The organism is Massilia aurea (genome assembly GCF_014200505.1).
Classification (GTDB): domain Bacteria; phylum Pseudomonadota; class Gammaproteobacteria; order Burkholderiales; family Burkholderiaceae_D; genus Telluria; species Telluria aurea_B.
In genome coordinates, this window is sequence record NZ_JACHBX010000001.1 from 1,254,902 (window position 1) to 1,270,344 (window position 15,443).

General features: G+C 64.3%; 14 protein-coding genes and 1 tRNA gene. 10 read left to right on the top strand and 5 right to left on the bottom strand.

Annotation, left to right across the window (positions count from 1 at the left end):
- Positions 1 to 166: 166 nt before the first annotated feature.
- Entirely contained in the window at positions 167 to 619 is a 453-nt protein-coding gene (locus HD842_RS05580) for a CBS domain-containing protein (RefSeq protein ID WP_183552023.1), read from the top strand.
- A 12-nt stretch (positions 620 to 631) separates the two neighbouring features.
- Here HD842_RS05580 and HD842_RS05585 read toward each other — a convergent pair whose 3' ends face one another.
- The gene (locus HD842_RS05585) at positions 632 to 2,896 is read right to left on the bottom strand and encodes a bifunctional diguanylate cyclase/phosphodiesterase (RefSeq protein ID WP_229424607.1); all 2,265 of its coding nucleotides are present in this window, start codon (positions 2,894 to 2,896) and stop codon (positions 632 to 634) included.
- 260 nt (positions 2,897 to 3,156) lie between these two features.
- Between HD842_RS05585 and aroC the strand changes: the two genes are divergently transcribed.
- Complete coding sequence (gene aroC / locus HD842_RS05590) at positions 3,157 to 4,251, top strand: chorismate synthase (protein ID WP_183552025.1); 1,095 nt, start codon at positions 3,157 to 3,159, stop codon at positions 4,249 to 4,251.
- 42 nt (positions 4,252 to 4,293) lie between these two features.
- Here the strand turns inward: aroC and HD842_RS05595 are convergent, their stop codons facing one another.
- Entirely contained in the window at positions 4,294 to 5,787 is a 1,494-nt protein-coding gene (locus HD842_RS05595; RefSeq protein ID WP_229424608.1) for an HDOD domain-containing protein, read from the bottom strand.
- A complete protein-coding gene (locus HD842_RS05600; protein ID WP_183552027.1) occupies positions 5,784 to 7,520 on the bottom strand; it encodes a putative bifunctional diguanylate cyclase/phosphodiesterase in 1,737 nt (578 codons plus the stop codon). Before HD842_RS05600 ends, HD842_RS05595 begins: the two co-directional genes overlap by 4 nt.
- Positions 7,521 to 8,010: 490 nt before the next feature.
- Between HD842_RS05600 and upp the strand changes: the two genes are divergently transcribed.
- The 3 genes from upp (at position 8,011) to HD842_RS05615 (ending at position 9,563) form a co-directional block, all read left to right on the top strand.
- Positions 8,011 to 8,661: a uracil phosphoribosyltransferase gene (gene upp, locus HD842_RS05605; RefSeq protein WP_183552029.1), complete on the top strand. Its 651-nt coding sequence runs from the start codon at positions 8,011 to 8,013 to the stop codon at positions 8,659 to 8,661.
- 7 nt (positions 8,662 to 8,668) lie between these two features.
- Entirely contained in the window at positions 8,669 to 9,040 is a 372-nt protein-coding gene (locus HD842_RS05610; protein ID WP_183552033.1) for an Hpt domain-containing protein, read from the top strand.
- 319 nt (positions 9,041 to 9,359) lie between these two features.
- Positions 9,360 to 9,563, top strand: a complete 204-nt coding sequence (locus HD842_RS05615; protein ID WP_137176112.1) for a cold-shock protein — start codon at positions 9,360 to 9,362, stop codon at positions 9,561 to 9,563.
- A 101-nt stretch (positions 9,564 to 9,664) separates the two neighbouring features.
- On the opposite strand, the gene HD842_RS05620 is transcribed toward HD842_RS05615, so the two are convergent.
- Positions 9,665 to 10,570 carry a LysR family transcriptional regulator gene (locus tag HD842_RS05620; RefSeq protein ID WP_183552036.1) on the bottom strand — a complete coding sequence of 302 codons (906 nt, stop codon included), beginning with the start codon at positions 10,568 to 10,570 and terminating at the stop codon, positions 9,665 to 9,667.
- A gap of 172 nt (positions 10,571 to 10,742) precedes the next feature.
- On the opposite strand from HD842_RS05620, the gene aceB reads away from it, so the two are divergent.
- Positions 10,743 to 12,332, top strand: a complete 1,590-nt coding sequence (gene aceB / locus HD842_RS05625; protein ID WP_183552039.1) for a malate synthase A — start codon at positions 10,743 to 10,745, stop codon at positions 12,330 to 12,332.
- A gap of 7 nt (positions 12,333 to 12,339) precedes the next feature.
- Here aceB and gloB read toward each other — a convergent pair whose 3' ends face one another.
- A complete protein-coding gene (gene gloB, locus HD842_RS05630) occupies positions 12,340 to 13,140 on the bottom strand; it encodes a hydroxyacylglutathione hydrolase (protein WP_229424609.1) in 801 nt (266 codons plus the stop codon).
- A gap of 26 nt (positions 13,141 to 13,166) precedes the next feature.
- On the opposite strand from gloB, the gene HD842_RS05635 reads away from it, so the two are divergent.
- From HD842_RS05635 to HD842_RS05650, 4 genes are all read left to right on the top strand, one after another.
- Positions 13,167 to 13,955, top strand: a complete 789-nt coding sequence (locus HD842_RS05635; protein ID WP_183552045.1) for a class I SAM-dependent methyltransferase — start codon at positions 13,167 to 13,169, stop codon at positions 13,953 to 13,955.
- Between the two features lie 6 nt (positions 13,956 to 13,961).
- Entirely contained in the window at positions 13,962 to 14,450 is a 489-nt protein-coding gene (rnhA, locus tag HD842_RS05640; RefSeq protein ID WP_183552047.1) for a ribonuclease HI, read from the top strand.
- Between the two features lie 71 nt (positions 14,451 to 14,521).
- On the top strand, positions 14,522 to 15,223 hold the full coding sequence (gene dnaQ / locus HD842_RS05645; protein WP_183552051.1) for a DNA polymerase III subunit epsilon: 702 nt from the start codon (positions 14,522 to 14,524) through the stop codon (positions 15,221 to 15,223).
- Between the two features lie 56 nt (positions 15,224 to 15,279).
- Positions 15,280 to 15,354 (top strand) — tRNA-Val (locus tag HD842_RS05650).
- The last annotated feature ends 89 nt before the right edge of the window (positions 15,355 to 15,443 follow it).

Consider the following 15,443-nt stretch of genomic DNA (forward strand, 5'->3'; position numbering starts at 1 on the left):
TAGCAGCGTTGGCCGTTTGCGCAATCTGCACTGCACCATTCTGCGGCCGTGCCCGCACCTTGAGGTGGCGCAATGCTGGATTTTTTACCGGGCATAGGCTACAGTCGGCGTTATGCCTTATACAAATTTATCCAACAGCAGTATTGACCGCGCGGGGGTGGCCAGCATGAAAGTTTCGGAAATCCTGCAAGTGAAGGGCAATATCCTGTACACCGTGACGCCCGACCAGCCCCTGGTCGAGGCCGTAACCACGATGTCCGAGAACGATATTGGCTCGCTCGTCGTGATGGAATACGGCGATCTGGTGGGCATGCTGACGTTCCGCGAAGTGCTCAAGACGCTGCACGCCAATGGCGGCGCGGTGGGCGCCGGCACGGTGCGTCGTCACATGGACGACAGCCCGATCACCGTCACGCCGGAGACTGAAGTCAACGAGGTACGCCGCATCATGCTGGAAAAGCATGCGCGCTATCTGCCGGTGATGGATGCACGCACGCTGCTGGGCGTGATTTCGTTCTACGACGTGGCGCGCGCCGTGCTGGAAGCGCAAAGCTTTGAGAACCGCATGCTCAAGGCCTATATCCGCGACTGGCCAGCCGAGCAGAACGCGCCCGACTGACCATGTCGCCGGTCACGCCGCGCGCGTGACCGACTCACCGGCCAGCCAGGCCAGCAGGTTTTCTGGCGACAACGGCCGCGAATACAGGTAACCCTGGGCCAGCGGACAACCGAGCTCGCGCAGGATCTGCGCCTGGCGCTCGTCTTCCACCCCTTCTGCAATCACCGACAAGCCCAGGTTGCGGCCCAGCTGCACCACCATCTGCGCGATGCTGCTGCCGCGCGCCGAGCCGGTAATCTCAGTGACAAACGTGCGGTCGATCTTGAGCCGGTCCACCTGCAGTCGCTGCAGGTGCGACAGCGATGAAAACCCGGTGCCGAAATCGTCGATCGCGATCGATACGCCGGTGCGCTTGACGTGCGCCAGCTTTTCGACGAGCGCGGCCGGCTCTTCCATGGCCATCGATTCCGTGATCTCGAGTTCGATGAAGTCGGGCGGCGCGCCCGTATCGTCGAGCGCGCGGCGCAGCATGTCGAGAAAGTGCGGATGCCGCAGCTGCACCTGCGAGACATTGACCGACATGGTAAATGCCGTGTGGCCGGCGGCGCGCAGGCGCAGCAGCTCCGTGCAGGCCTCGCGCAGCACCCATTCGCCGATCTCGACGATCAGGCCCGAGTATTCGGCAATCGGGATGAAGCGGTCGGGCGGGACCAGCTTGCCATCCTGCTGGCGCCAGCGCAGCAGCGCTTCGGCGCCGATGGCGCGGTTGGTGGCCAGGTCGATCTGCGGCTGGTAATCCAGGAACAGTTCGCCGCGCTGGAAGCCGCTGCGCAGTGCATGCATCATGCGCACCCGCTCGCGAATCTCGACGCCCATGCTGCGCGAGAAATAACAATGGCCGGCGCGCTGCTGCAGCTTGGCGCGCTTGAGCGCAATGTCGCCGTCCTTGAGGGCATCGGCGCCGCTGCCGTCGTGTTCGCGCAGGCAGACGAGGCCGAGCGTCGACGACACCTGCACGTCCTGGCCATCGATGTGGAACGCGTCGAGAAACAGCGTCTGCAGCGCGGCCGGCTGGACCAGCTCGGCACTGCCCAGCACGCAGAAGATGTCGCCGCCGATGCGGCCGATATGCAGGGTCGGTGCGAGACCGGGCGCCGGCGCGGGTGCGAGACGCGTACACAGGCGCCGGGCCACGGCCGCCAGCAGCAGGTCGCCGAAGCGGTGCCCGAGCGCGTCATTGGTTTCGGCGAAGTGGTCGATATCGACCAGCGCCAGCACGGCATCGTTGTCGGCGCCCGCGGCGAGCGTGGCGTCGATCAGCTCGATCATGCGCGTGCGGTTGGGCAGGCCGGTGAGCGGATCGTGGAACGCCGACTTGTTCAGGTCGGTCACCAGTTCGCAATTGTCGAGGCTGACGGCCACCATGCCGCAAAAGACCTTCAGCAGGCGCGTCTCGACGTCACTGATCGGGCGTTCGAGCGGCATGCAGGCCACGAAATCGCGTCCGGCCTTGCCGGGGAAGAACAAGGTCAGCATGCCGTCGTCGGTCGTGCAGCCGCGCTGCGCGATCGTGCGCTCGGCGGCCAGCGCGAGCCGGGTCACGTGCGGATCGTCGTACTGCGCGCCGAGTTCGCAGCCGTCGAGGTCGCGGCTGTCGCCGCAGGCGGCCACCACGCACAGCGGGCCGAAAGCGCCGGTGCCGGTACCATCGCTGAACTCCCGCGTGCACAGCACGCCGTCGACCGGCTGCCCGACCAGCCCGGCGGCCTGGGCCAGGATGCCGTAGGCCACGTCGCGCACGCCGTGCAGCGCCATCAGCTGCGCGCAGGCGGCGACGATGCGCTCCATGCCGACCCGGTTGGCTTCGAGCGCGCAGAGTTGTTCGTACGAGCGGATGGCGGCGGCCACGGCGGTGTAGAGCTTGGTGCGGGTCAGTTCCGACTTGGTGCGGTAATCGTTGATGTCATAGCCGCGGATCGCCTCCATCTCGGGGGCGTAACCGGGCTGGCCGGTGCGCAGGATGATGCGCACGTCATGCAGACCCAGTTCGTCGCGGATGCGGCGCACCAGCTGCAGGCCGGCGTCGGCGCGCTCCATCACGACGTCCAGCAGAATGACGGCGATGTCGCTTTCCCGGCCCAGCAGTGCGAACGCTTCGGCGGCCGAGTAGGCGTGCAGGAAGGCCAATTCACGGCCCTGCATGATGACGTTGGCCAGCGCAAAGGTGGTCGTCGAATGGACATCGGCATCGTCGTCAACGACCAGGATGCGCCACGGCGGCCGTCTGCCGATGTCTACGGCGTCGACTTCGTCGGCAAAGACGAGGTCATCCGTCATGGGATCATCCTGCAATGGGTCGGCGGGCGGCGTCGAAGCTGGCATGTGCTACGTCTCCAGGGAGGCTTGGCATGTATACGTCAAGTATATAGGCATTTGTAAATAGGAAAGGAAACCAGCAGTTGTTCAACAGTGATATATCTTGGTAAATATAGCCTGATAGAAACATTTTGGCGAGGGTCGATTGTAGATTGTCCGTTTCTGCTCCCCGGATCGCCTGTTAAAATGCATTTTCGATCAAACCGCACCCCCCAATATCCATGTCCGGCAATACATTTGGCAAGCTGTTTTCCGTCACCACTTTTGGCGAATCGCACGGTCCCGCGATCGGTTGCGTCATCGATGGTTGCCCACCCGGCATGGCGCTGACCGAAGCCGATATCCAGGCTGACCTCGATCGCCGTAAGCCCGGCACGTCGCGCCACGTCACGCAGCGCCAGGAACCCGACCGGGTCGAGATCCTGTCTGGCGTCTACCAGGGCGTCACGACCGGCACGCCGATCGCGCTGCTGATTCGCAACGAAGACCAGCGCAGCAAGGATTACGGCAATATCGCCGAGAGTTTCCGGCCCGGTCACGCTGACTATACGTACTGGCACAAGTACGGCGTGCGCGATCCGCGCGGGGGCGGGCGTTCATCGGCGCGCCTGACGGCGCCGGTGGTGGGGGCGGGCGCCGTCGCCAGAAAGTGGTTGCGCGAGCAGTACGGCACCGAGTTCCTGGGCTGCATGCGCGCGCTGGGCGACATCGACGTGCCATTCGACGGCTGGGAGCATGTGCACGCCAATCCGTTCTTCGCTGCCACGGGCGACGCCGCGCTGCTGGCGCGCATGGAAGATGCCATGGATCAGTTGCGCCGCGATGGCGACTCGATCGGCGCGCGCATCGACGTCATTGCGCGCGGCGTGCCGGTGGGCTGGGGCCAGCCCATCTACGACAAGCTCGATGCCGACATCGCCTACGCGATGATGGGCATCAATGCCGTCAAGGGCGTGGAAATCGGCGCCGGTTTTGCCTCGGTCGCGCAGCGCGGTTCCGAGCATGGCGACGAGCTGACGCAAGAAGGGTTTGTCGGCAACCATGCCGGCGGGGTGCTGGGTGGAATCTCGACGGGGCAGGACATCACGGTGTCGCTGGCGATCAAGCCGACCTCGTCGATCCGCGTGCCACGCCGTTCGATCGACAAGGAAGGCAATCCGGCACTGGTGGAAACCTTCGGGCGCCACGACCCGTGCGTGGGCATCCGCGCAACGCCGATTGCCGAAGCGATGCTGGCGCTGGTGCTGATCGATCACGCCCTGATGCACCGCGCGCAGTGCGGCGACGTGAAGGTCGCCACGCCCCGCCTGACGTAACTGTCCACAGCCTGGGTGGCCAGCACGGCCACCCCCGTTTGCTCAGACGCGGGTCGCGCTCGCGTCGATCTGGTGACGGCGCTCCACCGTGCGCACGACCAGTGTGCGCAGCTCGTTGAGCAACCCAAACTCCGTCTGGCTCAGGATCACCTGGGGATAGGTGCCATCCCAGTCGCCATAAATGAAGCCGGCCGGCTGGCCGTGCGCGCACAGCGGAATCACGATGAAGCAGCGCGCCTCCGACAGCGTGTCTTTCCACCAGTCCGGCAGCTTGGCCGCGAACTTGGCGTCGTGCGCATTCTCGATGAAGATCACGCGGTCGCTCGCCAGCGCCGCGTGGAACACGTTCGCCTCAAAGGTGTCGTCGAAGGTCAGATCCGGTTGCAGCGCCTTGGCATTCTCGCCCAGCGCCAGGCGCGCCGCGTAGCGTCCCTCGCGCCGGTTGCGCAAAAACGCAAACGAGCGGGTAAACGACAGTCCCTCGTGCATGGTTTCCAGCGCCAGCGACATCATCTGGCCGGCGCTGGCGTCCGGGCCCGCGTCGCGCATGTCGGCCACGCCGCCCATCAGGATCTGGTTGCCGGCGATGCGGTCGCGCGTGGCCGCCGCCAGGCGTGCCTGTTTCTCGGCCGGCCGGGCCAGCGGCGCGATCGACAGATCGGCCACCGCTTCGATCCGGGCCCGGTCGATCGAGGCCAGGATGCCGGCGGGCGAGATGCCCAGCATCGGGGCGAACTGCTCGGCCAGTTCGGCCACCTTGTCGGCGCCGGCCGCGTCGTCGGCCCACATCGCGTCGGCGGCGCGGGTCGACATCGTGCCCAGCGCCGCCAGCCAGTCATCGTGCTCGAATCGTTCGCCCCGTTCGCCCGGTTCGACCCGGCGCATGCCGGCCACCAGGTTGCCGGGCAGGCCCCAATGGGCGGCGGTGGCGCGGCCCAGTTCTTCGAGATGCAACCCGAGCACATCGTGGGCCGCCGCCGTGTCGTCGCCGCCCGCCGCCCCGGCCTGGATCAGAGCCCAGCGCTCGGGCATGTAGAACGTGATCATCATGCGGCCCAGCGAGTGCAGGATCGAGCAGACCACGGCTTCTTCGGGATTTCGCACCTGCGCGCCGGCGGCCAGTTGCTGCGCCACCATCCCGGCCAGCACGGCTTTTTCCATCTCGATGTGGGCGATCTCGGTGTCGGGCGTGCTGCGGCCGAGCTCTTCGATGAGCTTCAGGCCCAGCGCCAGGTGGCCGATGCTTTCGGTGCCCAGCACCAGCACGGCCCGGGAAATCGTGTTGACGTGCTGGCCGAACGCCGCGTACATGCTGCTGTTGGCCAGGCGCAGGACCTTCTGGGTCAGCACGGGGTCGGACAACACGGTCTGCGTCATCGAGAAGTCGCGCTCGTCCTCGCCGCGCATCGACGCCAGGATGGCATTGATGGCCTTGGTAAAGCCGGGCATGTCGCCCTGGCGGCGAATGCGTTCCCACAGCAGGGCGAGAGTGGCTTGCGCTTTCGCCGAGCGCGCGGTGGTGATTGGTGTGGTCATGGTTTCCCTGTCCGGGTGTCGGCCGGCAGAAGAGCGGTATAGAGATTTTCCTTGAGGGCCGTGACGGCCACGTTGGCCGGCATCGGCTTGCCCGTCAGGTAACCCTGAACATAGTGGCAGCCCTGTTCGTCCAGCCAGGCCAGCTGGTCTTCGGTTTCGACGCCTTCGGCCACGACGGCCAGGCTCAGGTGCCGGGCCAGGTCGAGCACGACCTTGCAGATGGCGGCGTCCTTGTGCGAGCCGGGCAGGTCCTTGACGAATGCGCGGTCGATCTTGAGCACCGAAATCGGAAAGCGCTTCAGGTACGCCAGCGACGAGTAGCCGGTGCCGAAATCGTCGATCGCGATGCGGACCTTGCGCTCGACCATTTTTTCCATGACGGCCTCGGCGTGGGCTGGATCGACCATCAGCGTGCCTTCGGTGATTTCGAGCACCAGCTGGTGCCCTTCGGCGCCGGACATCGCCAGCGCGTCGTCGAGCTCTGACAGAAACCGGTCGCTGCGAAACTGGCGCGGGCTGATGTTGACTGAGATATACAGCTCGCGGCCCGCCACTTCCTGGAACTGGCGGATCTGCATGCAGGCCGCCTTCAGCGCCCAGGCGCCCAGCAGGTTGATCAGGCCATTGTTTTCGGCAATCGGGATGAAGCGCACCGGCGGCACCATGCCGAGCGTCGGGTGCTTCCAGCGCATCAGCGTCTCGAAGCCTTCAATGACCTTCGTGCGGGCGTCGACGATCGGCTGGTAGTAGAGCAGAAACTCGCCTTCGCGCACAGCCTTGAACATGGCAGCCTCGAGCGAGATGTCATGCTCGGGCGGGCCCTGGTCGCGCGGGCTGTACAGCACCGTACGGCCCTTGCCGGTTTCCTTCGCGCGCGACAGCGCGGCGTCGGCCAGCGTCACCAGGCGCACCTCGTCTTCGGCATGGTCCGGGTACACGGTCACGCCAATCGACGCGCCCAGATAGATCGTGTGGCCACCCGTCTCGAACGGCGACTGCAGCGTGGCCATCAGGCGCCCGGTGACGAGCTTGATCTGGGCCTCGCTGAAGGTGCCGGGCAGCACGGCGACGAATTCGTCACCACCGACGCGCGCCAGCGTATCGCTGTCGCGCAAGACCCGGCGCAGGCGCGTGGCGGCCATTTGCAGCACGGCGTCGCCCAGCGGGTGGCCCAGGCCGTCGTTGACCTTCTTGAAGCCGTCCATGCCGATCGCAACGACCGAAAAGCCCTGGCCCGACCGGCGCGCATTCGAGATCACGACACGGATACGGTCGGCCAGCAGCAACCGGTTCGGCAACTCGGTCAGCGCATCGTGCGTCGCCATGTGGCGCAGCCGCTCTTCGGTCGCGTGCTGCGCCGACATGTCACGGCCGATCACGAGGATTTGCGCATCGTCGCCCGTGGTCAGCTGGGCAATACGCAGCTCGAACCAGATGTCACGCTCGCCGCTGCGAAAGCGCGCTTCGACGAGCGCGGCTTCGTGCGCCGTCGCGGCGCCGTCCAGTGCGTGGCGCAAGGCTGCCTGGTCGACATCGTGCACGAGCGAGACCAGCGAACAGCCCGGCGCATACCCGTGCAGGCGCTGGGCACGGGTGCCTGCGGCACGGATCACCCCACTTGAAGCCACCCGGAATACGGCGTCGCCCGCGCTTTCCAGCAGACCGTCGAGCAGCGTCGCCGGCGGCAGGTGCGCCGTCGGCGGATGGGAAGCTGCGGAAGGTGGGGTCAGCATGGTCGGTCAGAGCTCTCGTTTCGCGGCATGCTCGAACCATGCCGATATCATCTTGTTATCCGTGCCAGGCAACAAACCAGGAACGAGTCTATCACTGAAAAATTCCGTACTGCATCAGAATGAGCAACGTACGGTGCGTTCGCTTCCATGCCTGCGCCTGCGCGCATCCTGCTGACTGGCAGGCCAGCCCGTCATCCGTGTATTGTCGCTGATTATTGCTGAGTAGAAAATATCTATCGCTTAATTTAATGCTTTAATGCAACCAGATTTGTGTCATCGTGACACATTCATGTGCTGGACCAGGCCGCAGGCATCATCCGGCAACAGGAACGGGGCGGCGGAACGGCTGACGGGCAGGGCGCTGCAGACGGTCGGCTACTTCGCGCCGGGGACGTCGACCCAGAATTATTTCGGCGGGAGCCGGGACAAACCACGTTGTGCCTGTGATAATGCTGGCTTACAAGCTTCATCGACTGCGTCGAGCCCCGCCATGAACCAAGATCCGCGCTTCCCGAACCTCTTCATCCTGAACCACCCGTTGATCCTGCACAAGCTGTCGCACATGCGCGAGCACGACACGTCGACGCGCACGTTCCGCGAACTGCTGCGCGAGATCACGCTGCTGATGGGTTACGAGATCACGCGCGACCTGCCGCTGACGACGCGCCAGATCCGCACGCCGTTGGTGACCATCGATGCGCCAGTGATCGCCGGCAAGAAGCTGGCCGTGGTGCCGATCCTGCGCGCCGGTATCGGCATGAGCGATGGCCTGCTGGAGCTGGTGCCATCGGCCCGCGTCGGGCACATCGGCGTGTTTCGCGATCCCGATACGCATGAGCCGGTCGAGTACATGGTCCGCTTGCCGGACACGACCGATCGCACCTTCATCCTGTGCGATCCGATGATTGCCACTGGCAACTCGGCGGTGCACGCAATCGACGTGCTGAAAAAGCGCGGCGTGCCGGACGAGCAGATCCTGTTCCTGGCGCTGGTCGCCGCGCCTGAAGGCATCCAGGTGGTGCAGGACGCGCATCCGAACGTCAAGGTCTACGTCGCGTCGCTGGACTCGCACCTGAACGAACACGCCTACATCATCCCGGGCCTGGGCGATGCGGGCGACCGTATCTTCGGCACCAAGTAAGGCCGGCATGACCATGACGCAGCCGGCTGACCAGCAATTCTTCGCCCGCCTGGCCGAACTGAACGACAAGTTCGCGGCGCGCCTGCCATCCACGTTCGGGCGCCTGGCGCAGCTGTCGCAAGAGCTCGCACCGGCTGGCGCGCCCGGGTTCGACCCGGCCGGGCCGGCCGGTGAGCTGCAGGCGATGCTTCACACGCTGGCCGGTTCGGCGGCGACCTTCGGGTTTCGCGGCCTGGGTCATCATGCGCGCCTGCTTGAACAGCGGCTGCGCGTGCTGCGGGCGTTCGATGCCGTCGCCGCGGGCGAGTGGCAAGCCTGGCGCGCCGAGCTCGACGACTACATTGCCGCTGCGCTGCGCGACCCCAAGGCGCTGACCTGAACTACGGGCAGCGCAAGCCGGGCGCGCAATTGTCGAGCACACCGGAATTTGATCAAGCGCAAACAAATTAACCGTCCTTGCCTCTATTCTTTGCTGCATACCGAATTAAAAAATCCCGCTGTCGTATTTATTGGCATCAGGAATCGTAGGGCTACTTACGTATTTTTATTCAACGAACAGGGCATGCGCGAGAAATATTCGGTATAATGTGGGATCGTTGGGTTCGAGGTAGTAGTGCAGTCTGTCTGTCATTTCTTTCTTGCTTCTTCAAACGATCTAAAACGGGCGCAAGCCCAACTAACCGAAATAGGAAATTGTAATGGCAACTGGCATCGTTAAATGGTTCAATGACTCGAAGGGCTTCGGCTTCATCACCCCTGATGAAGGCGGCGAAGATCTGTTCGCGCACTTCTCGGCTATCCAGAGCAACGGCTTCAAGTCGCTGCAGGAAAACCAGCGCGTCTCGTTCGACGTGACCACCGGCCCTAAGGGCAAGCAAGCCTCGAACATCCAGCCTCTGTAATCGCCTAACAGGCGTTGCGAGACCAAAATCCCCGGAACTGCCGGGGATTTTTTTCGTCTGTACCTTTCAGGTGCTCATTCGGCCTGACCTGGGCTGGCGCGTCAGCGTTGCCGCCAGTAGTCCGGCGCCGCATAACTGCGGCGCAGGAAGTCGACAAAAGCGCGGATGCGCAGCGGCAGATGGCGGCGCTGCGCGAACACGGCGTGGATGTCGTTGCCGGGCGCCGCGAAGGCGTCCAGCACCGTGCACAGTTCGCCACTGGCGATCTGCTCGCCCACTTCCCACATCGAACGCCACGCCAGGCCCTTGCCGGCCAGCGCCCACGCGTGCAGCACGGCGCCGTCGTTGCAGACCATATTTCCGCTGACTTTGTGCGTGACAGGTTGGCCATTCTCGAGAAAGGTCCAGCCGCGCTGGCTGCCTTCGCTGCTCATTGCCAGGCAGTTATGGCGCACCAGATCGCCTGGTGTGCGCGGCGTGCCGTGGCGCTTCAGGTAAGCGGGCGCGGCAACCAGTACGCGCCCGTTGTCGGCCAGTTTCACCCCCACCAGGTTCGAGTCGCCCAGACGGGCGATCCGGATGGCGACGTCGACGCCATCGCCGATCAGGTCGATGACGCGGTCGTTCAGGTTCAGGTTGACCGTCACGTCGCGGTGCTCGGCCAGGAACGAGGGCAGCAGCGGCGCCACGTGCTGGCGGCCAAAGCCGGCCGGGGCCGACACCGTCAGGTGGCCCGACGCCCGACCGCTTCGCTCCGAGATGGCCGATTCTGCCTCGTTGACCTCGGCCAGGATGCGCTGGCAATCTTCGAGAAACGCCACGCCCTCGTCAGTCAGGACGAGCTTGCGCGTCGTCCGGCGCAGCAGCTTGACGCCCAGCCGGGCCTCCAGCGCGTCCAGTCGGCGCCCGATCATCGCTGGTGCAATGCCCTCGGCGCGCGCCGCGCCCGACAGGCTGCCGCGCGCCACGACCTCGACAAAGGTTGCCATCTGGGTGAACTTGCTCATGCAAACGGTCCGGTTGCGCAGATTGATTTAATACAAAAACACACAGATGAAGTGCGTATTTGTCTCGTTTAGCGTTACGCAGGTGAATATACTGGATGCCAACAGGAACGCCAAGCAGGGCCCGCCCCGGCGCAGCGTCGCACGTGATTTTCATTCATCTTTAGGAGTCGATATGTCCCTCAGCATCCCCCAAGGCATGGAAATTTCCGGCACGATCCAGCCGGCCTACGAGCAGATCCTGACGCCGGACGCGCTGGCGCTGGTGGCCACGCTCACACGCGCGTTCGAGCCACAGCGCCAGGCCCTGCTGGCCGCGCGTGCGGAGCGGGCAGCGCGCCTGGACGCCGGCGAGCGCCCCGATTTCCTGCCCGAGACCGCCGCAATTCGCGACGGCGACTGGCGCATCGCGCCGATTCCGGCGGCGCTGCATTGCCGCCGTGTCGAGATCACCGGCCCGGTCGAGCGCAAGATGGTCATCAACGCGCTGAACTCGGGCGCCGACAGCTACATGACCGACTTCGAGGATTCGAACACACCCAACTGGGATAACCAGATCAGCGGCCAGATCAATCTGTTCGATGCGATCCGCAAGACCATTTCGCTCGAACAGAACGGCAAGTCGTACCGGCTGAATGACAAGGTTGCCACGCTGCTGGTGCGCCCGCGCGGCTGGCATCTGGATGAAAAACACGTGCTCGTCGATGGCAAGCGCGTCTCGGGCGGCATCTTCGACTTCGCGCTGTTCATGGTCCATAACGCGAAAGAATTGCTGGCGCGGGGCGCCGGGCCATATTTCTACCTGCCGAAGCTCGAGTCGCACCTGGAAGCGCGGCTGTGGAACGACATCTTCGTGATGACGCAGGATCTGCTCGGCATCCCGCAGGGCACGATCAAGGCGACGGTGCTGATCGAGACCATCCTGGCTGCGTTCGAAATGGACGAAATCCTGTACGAGCTGCGCGAGCACAGCGCGGGCCTGAACGCAGGCCGCTGGGATTACATTTTCTCGTGCATCAAGAAGTTCAAGCGCGACAGCGATTTCTGCCTGGCCGACCGCGCCAAAGTGACGATGACGGCGCCGTTCATGCGCGCCTACGCGCTACTGCTGCTCAAGACCTGCCACGCACGGGGCGCACCGGCCATCGGCGGCATGGCCGCGCTGATCCCGATCAAGAACGACCCGAAGAAAAACGAGATCGCGATGGGCGGCGTGCGCAACGACAAGGCGCGCGATGCGACCGATGGCTACGACGGCGGCTGGGTCGCGCATCCGGGGCTGGTGGGGTTGGCGATGGAAGAATTCACCAAGGTGCTGGGCGAGCGCCCGAACCAGTTCGACAAGCAGCGGCCCGACGTTGTCGTGACGGCCGCGCAACTGCTTGACTTTAAGCCGGAAGCGCCGATCACCGAAGCCGGCCTGCGCTACAACATCAACGTCGGCATCCACTATCTGGGCGCCTGGCTGGCCGGCAATGGCTGTGTGCCGATCCACAATCTGATGGAAGACGCCGCGACGGCCGAAATCAGCCGCTCGCAGGTGTGGCAGTGGATCCGGTCAGCCAAGGGCGTGCTGGAAGACGGCCGCAAGGTCACGGCCGACATGGTGCGCGCGATGATTCCGGAAGAGCTGGAAAAAGTGAAGCTGGTGGCGGCCGATGGCACGCACGCGAGCTACGAGCGCGCCGCCACCATCTTTGAAGAAATGTCCACGGCGGATGCGTTCGCTGAATTTTTGACGTTGCCGCTGTACGAAGAAATCTGACGCCGCGTCAGAACGTATTCTTCCACTCCCGCAGCGCCGTGAAGACCTCGAGCGGCGCTGCACCTTCAGCCACGCGCCCGGCAGCGACCAGGCTGCGCACGATCGGCGCGCTCGTCGTGCGCAGGAACGGGTTGGTGGCTTTTTCCAAAGCGATCGTTGAAGGAATGGTCGGCTGGCCAGCGGCGCGGCTGGCCCCGTCGGCCTCCACGCGCGCAGCCAGCGCCGTGTTGGCGCCATCGACCGCTTGCGCAAACGCCAGGTTCGACATCGTGTATTCGTGCGCGCAATACACCAGCGTCTCGTCCGGCAGCGCCGCCAGTTGCGCCAGCGACGCGGCCATCTGCGCCGGTGTGCCTTCGAACAGGCGGCCGCAGCCGGCGCCAAACAGCGTGTCGCCGCAGAACAGCCAGCGGGCATCTGGATCGCGCCGCACATAGGCAATGTGCCCGAGGGTGTGGCCCGGCACGTCCAGCACGTCGAGCGCCAGATCGATGCCCGGCACGGTGATGCGATCGCCCTGCACCAACGGATGCGTCACCAGATCGATCCCATCGTTCTGCGGGCCAAACACCGGCACATCCCATTCGGCCAGCAGGGCGGGCACGCCACCGATATGGTCAGCATGATGATGGGTGAGTAGAATGGCAGTCAGGCGCAGGTCGTGCGCGGCCAGCGCCGCGCGTACCGGTGCTGCGTCGCCCGGGTCAACGACGGCCGCATGCGTGCCGTCGTGAACCAGCCAGAGGTAATTGTCTTTGAAGGCCGGCACTGTCAGTACCGACAGGGCCGGCTGCCGTGGAGGTGTCATGGTCATGTGTATGGTCAAGAGGTGGCATGGATAGCGCTGCCGAGAAATCCATTATAGCGCTCGACAACTGGCTGCAATCGCCAGCCGGCGCGTACGTGCGCGCGTTCGAGCAGGCCTGCCTCGAAGAATTGACGGCGGATATTTTTGGCTACAACGCGCTGCAGATCGGCGTGCCGCAGCTTGATGCGCTGGCCGCCAGCCGCATGCCCAACCGGTGGCAGGTTGCCACGCGCACGTCGAATGCCGACGAGCTCGCGTTCGCCTCGAACGGCCGCCAGATTGCGGCCGCGGCCGATTTCACCGAGCTGCCGTTTGCGTCGAGCAGCATCGATCTGGTCGTGCTGCCGCACGTGCTCGAGTTCACCGCCGAGCCGCACCAGGTCTTGCGCGAAGTCGAGCGCATCCTGATTCCCGAAGGGCAGGTGATCATCTGCGGCTTCAATCCGGCCAGCCTGTGGGGCATGCGCCAGGGGATCGGGCGGGTCACGCGCAATGGCTACTTGCCGGACACGGGCGAATTCATTTCTATGCCGCGCCTGAAAGACTGGCTAAAATTGCTCAACCTGAGCGCCACGCGCAGCCACTTCGGCTGTTACGCGCCACCTTGCCGTACCGCCCATTGGCTCAGCCGCTTTGCGATGATGGAATCGGCCGGCGGGCGCTGGTGGCCATATCTTGGCGCCGTCTACGTCGTGCATGCGATCAAGCGCGTCAAGGGGATGCATCTGATCGGCCCCGCATGGAACAAGAAAACCAGCAAGCGACCGGCGGCGGTGCCGGCGGCGAACCGCATTGAACGAATTGAAAGTGAATAGCAGGGCATGAGCGACTTAACGAGCACAACAACGAGTGAAGTAAAGAGCGACACTAGCCCGACCCGGGTCGAGATTTTCAGCGACGGTGCCTGCAAGGGCAATCCGGGCACGGGCGGCTGGGGTGCGCTGCTGGTGTCGAACGGGCACGAAAAGGAAATCTTCGGCGGCGAGCCCAACACCACCAACAACCGCATGGAATTGCGCGCCGTGATCGAGGCGCTGGGCGTGCTGAACCGGCCATGTGAAGTCGTGCTGCACACCGACAGCCAGTACGTCCAGAAAGGCATCTCCGAGTGGATCCACGGCTGGAAGGCGCGTGGCTGGAAGACGGCGGCGAAAGAGCCCGTGAAAAACGAAGACCTGTGGAAGGCGCTTGACCTGGCCCAGCAGCAGCACGCCGTCGAATGGCGCTGGGTGCGCGGCCACAACGGCCACCCGGGCAACGAGCGGGCCGACGTGCTGGCCAACAAGGGCGCTGCATCGGTACGGCGCTGAGCAGCCGCTGCTGAGCATCCCGCCGCCGCAGTTGTTATACTGCGCCCGCACCCACTTTGAAGAATTGCACCATGCGTCAGATCGTTCTCGATACCGAAACCACAGGCCTGAACCCCCGCACCGGCGACCGCGTCATCGAAGTCGGCTGCGTTGAAATTTTCAACCGCAAGCTGACCGGCAATAACTACCACTGCTATATCAATCCCGAGCGCGAGTCGGACGAGGGCGCGCTGGCCGTGCACGGCCTGACCACCGAGTTCCTGAGCGACAAACCGAAGTTCCACGAGATCGCGCACGAACTGCGTGACTTCATCCAGGGCGCCCAGGTCATCATCCATAACGCCCCGTTCGACCTGGGTTTCCTGAACGCCGAGTTCACGCGCATGGGCCTGCCGCCGTTCGTCCAGTATTGCGACGGCGTCATCGACACGCTGGTGCAGGCGAAAGAGCTGCATCCCGGCAAGCGCAACTCGCTCGACGCGCTGTGCGACCGCTACGACATTTCGAACGCGCACCGCAAGCTGCACGGCGCGCTGCTCGACTCGGAGTTGCTGGCCGATGTGTACCTGGCGATGACGCGCGGCCAGAATTCGCTGACCATGGATGTCGAAGAAGAGACGAGCAGCGATGGCGAGGCGCTCGAGATCGTGCCGCTGGGCGAGATCATCGTCGTGGCGGCCAGTAGCGATGAACTGGCCGAGCACGATACGGTTCTGGCTGGCCTGGACAAAAGTGTGAAGGGCACCTGCGTCTGGCGGACTTACGCCGTTTAATTGCGCGGCGCAGGGGTGACGCCAAGAAAATTTTGTGCCATAATATGCCTCGCTTCGGGAGGTTAGCTCAGGGGTAGAGCACTGCATTCACACTGCAGGGGTCGCAAGTTCGAAACTTGCACTTCCCACCAAGAATTTTCAAGGCCAGCAGAAATGCTGGCCTTGTTCGTTTCTGCGCAGGTTTTTTACGGTGCGCCGTCCGGATGCATGTAGTCGATTG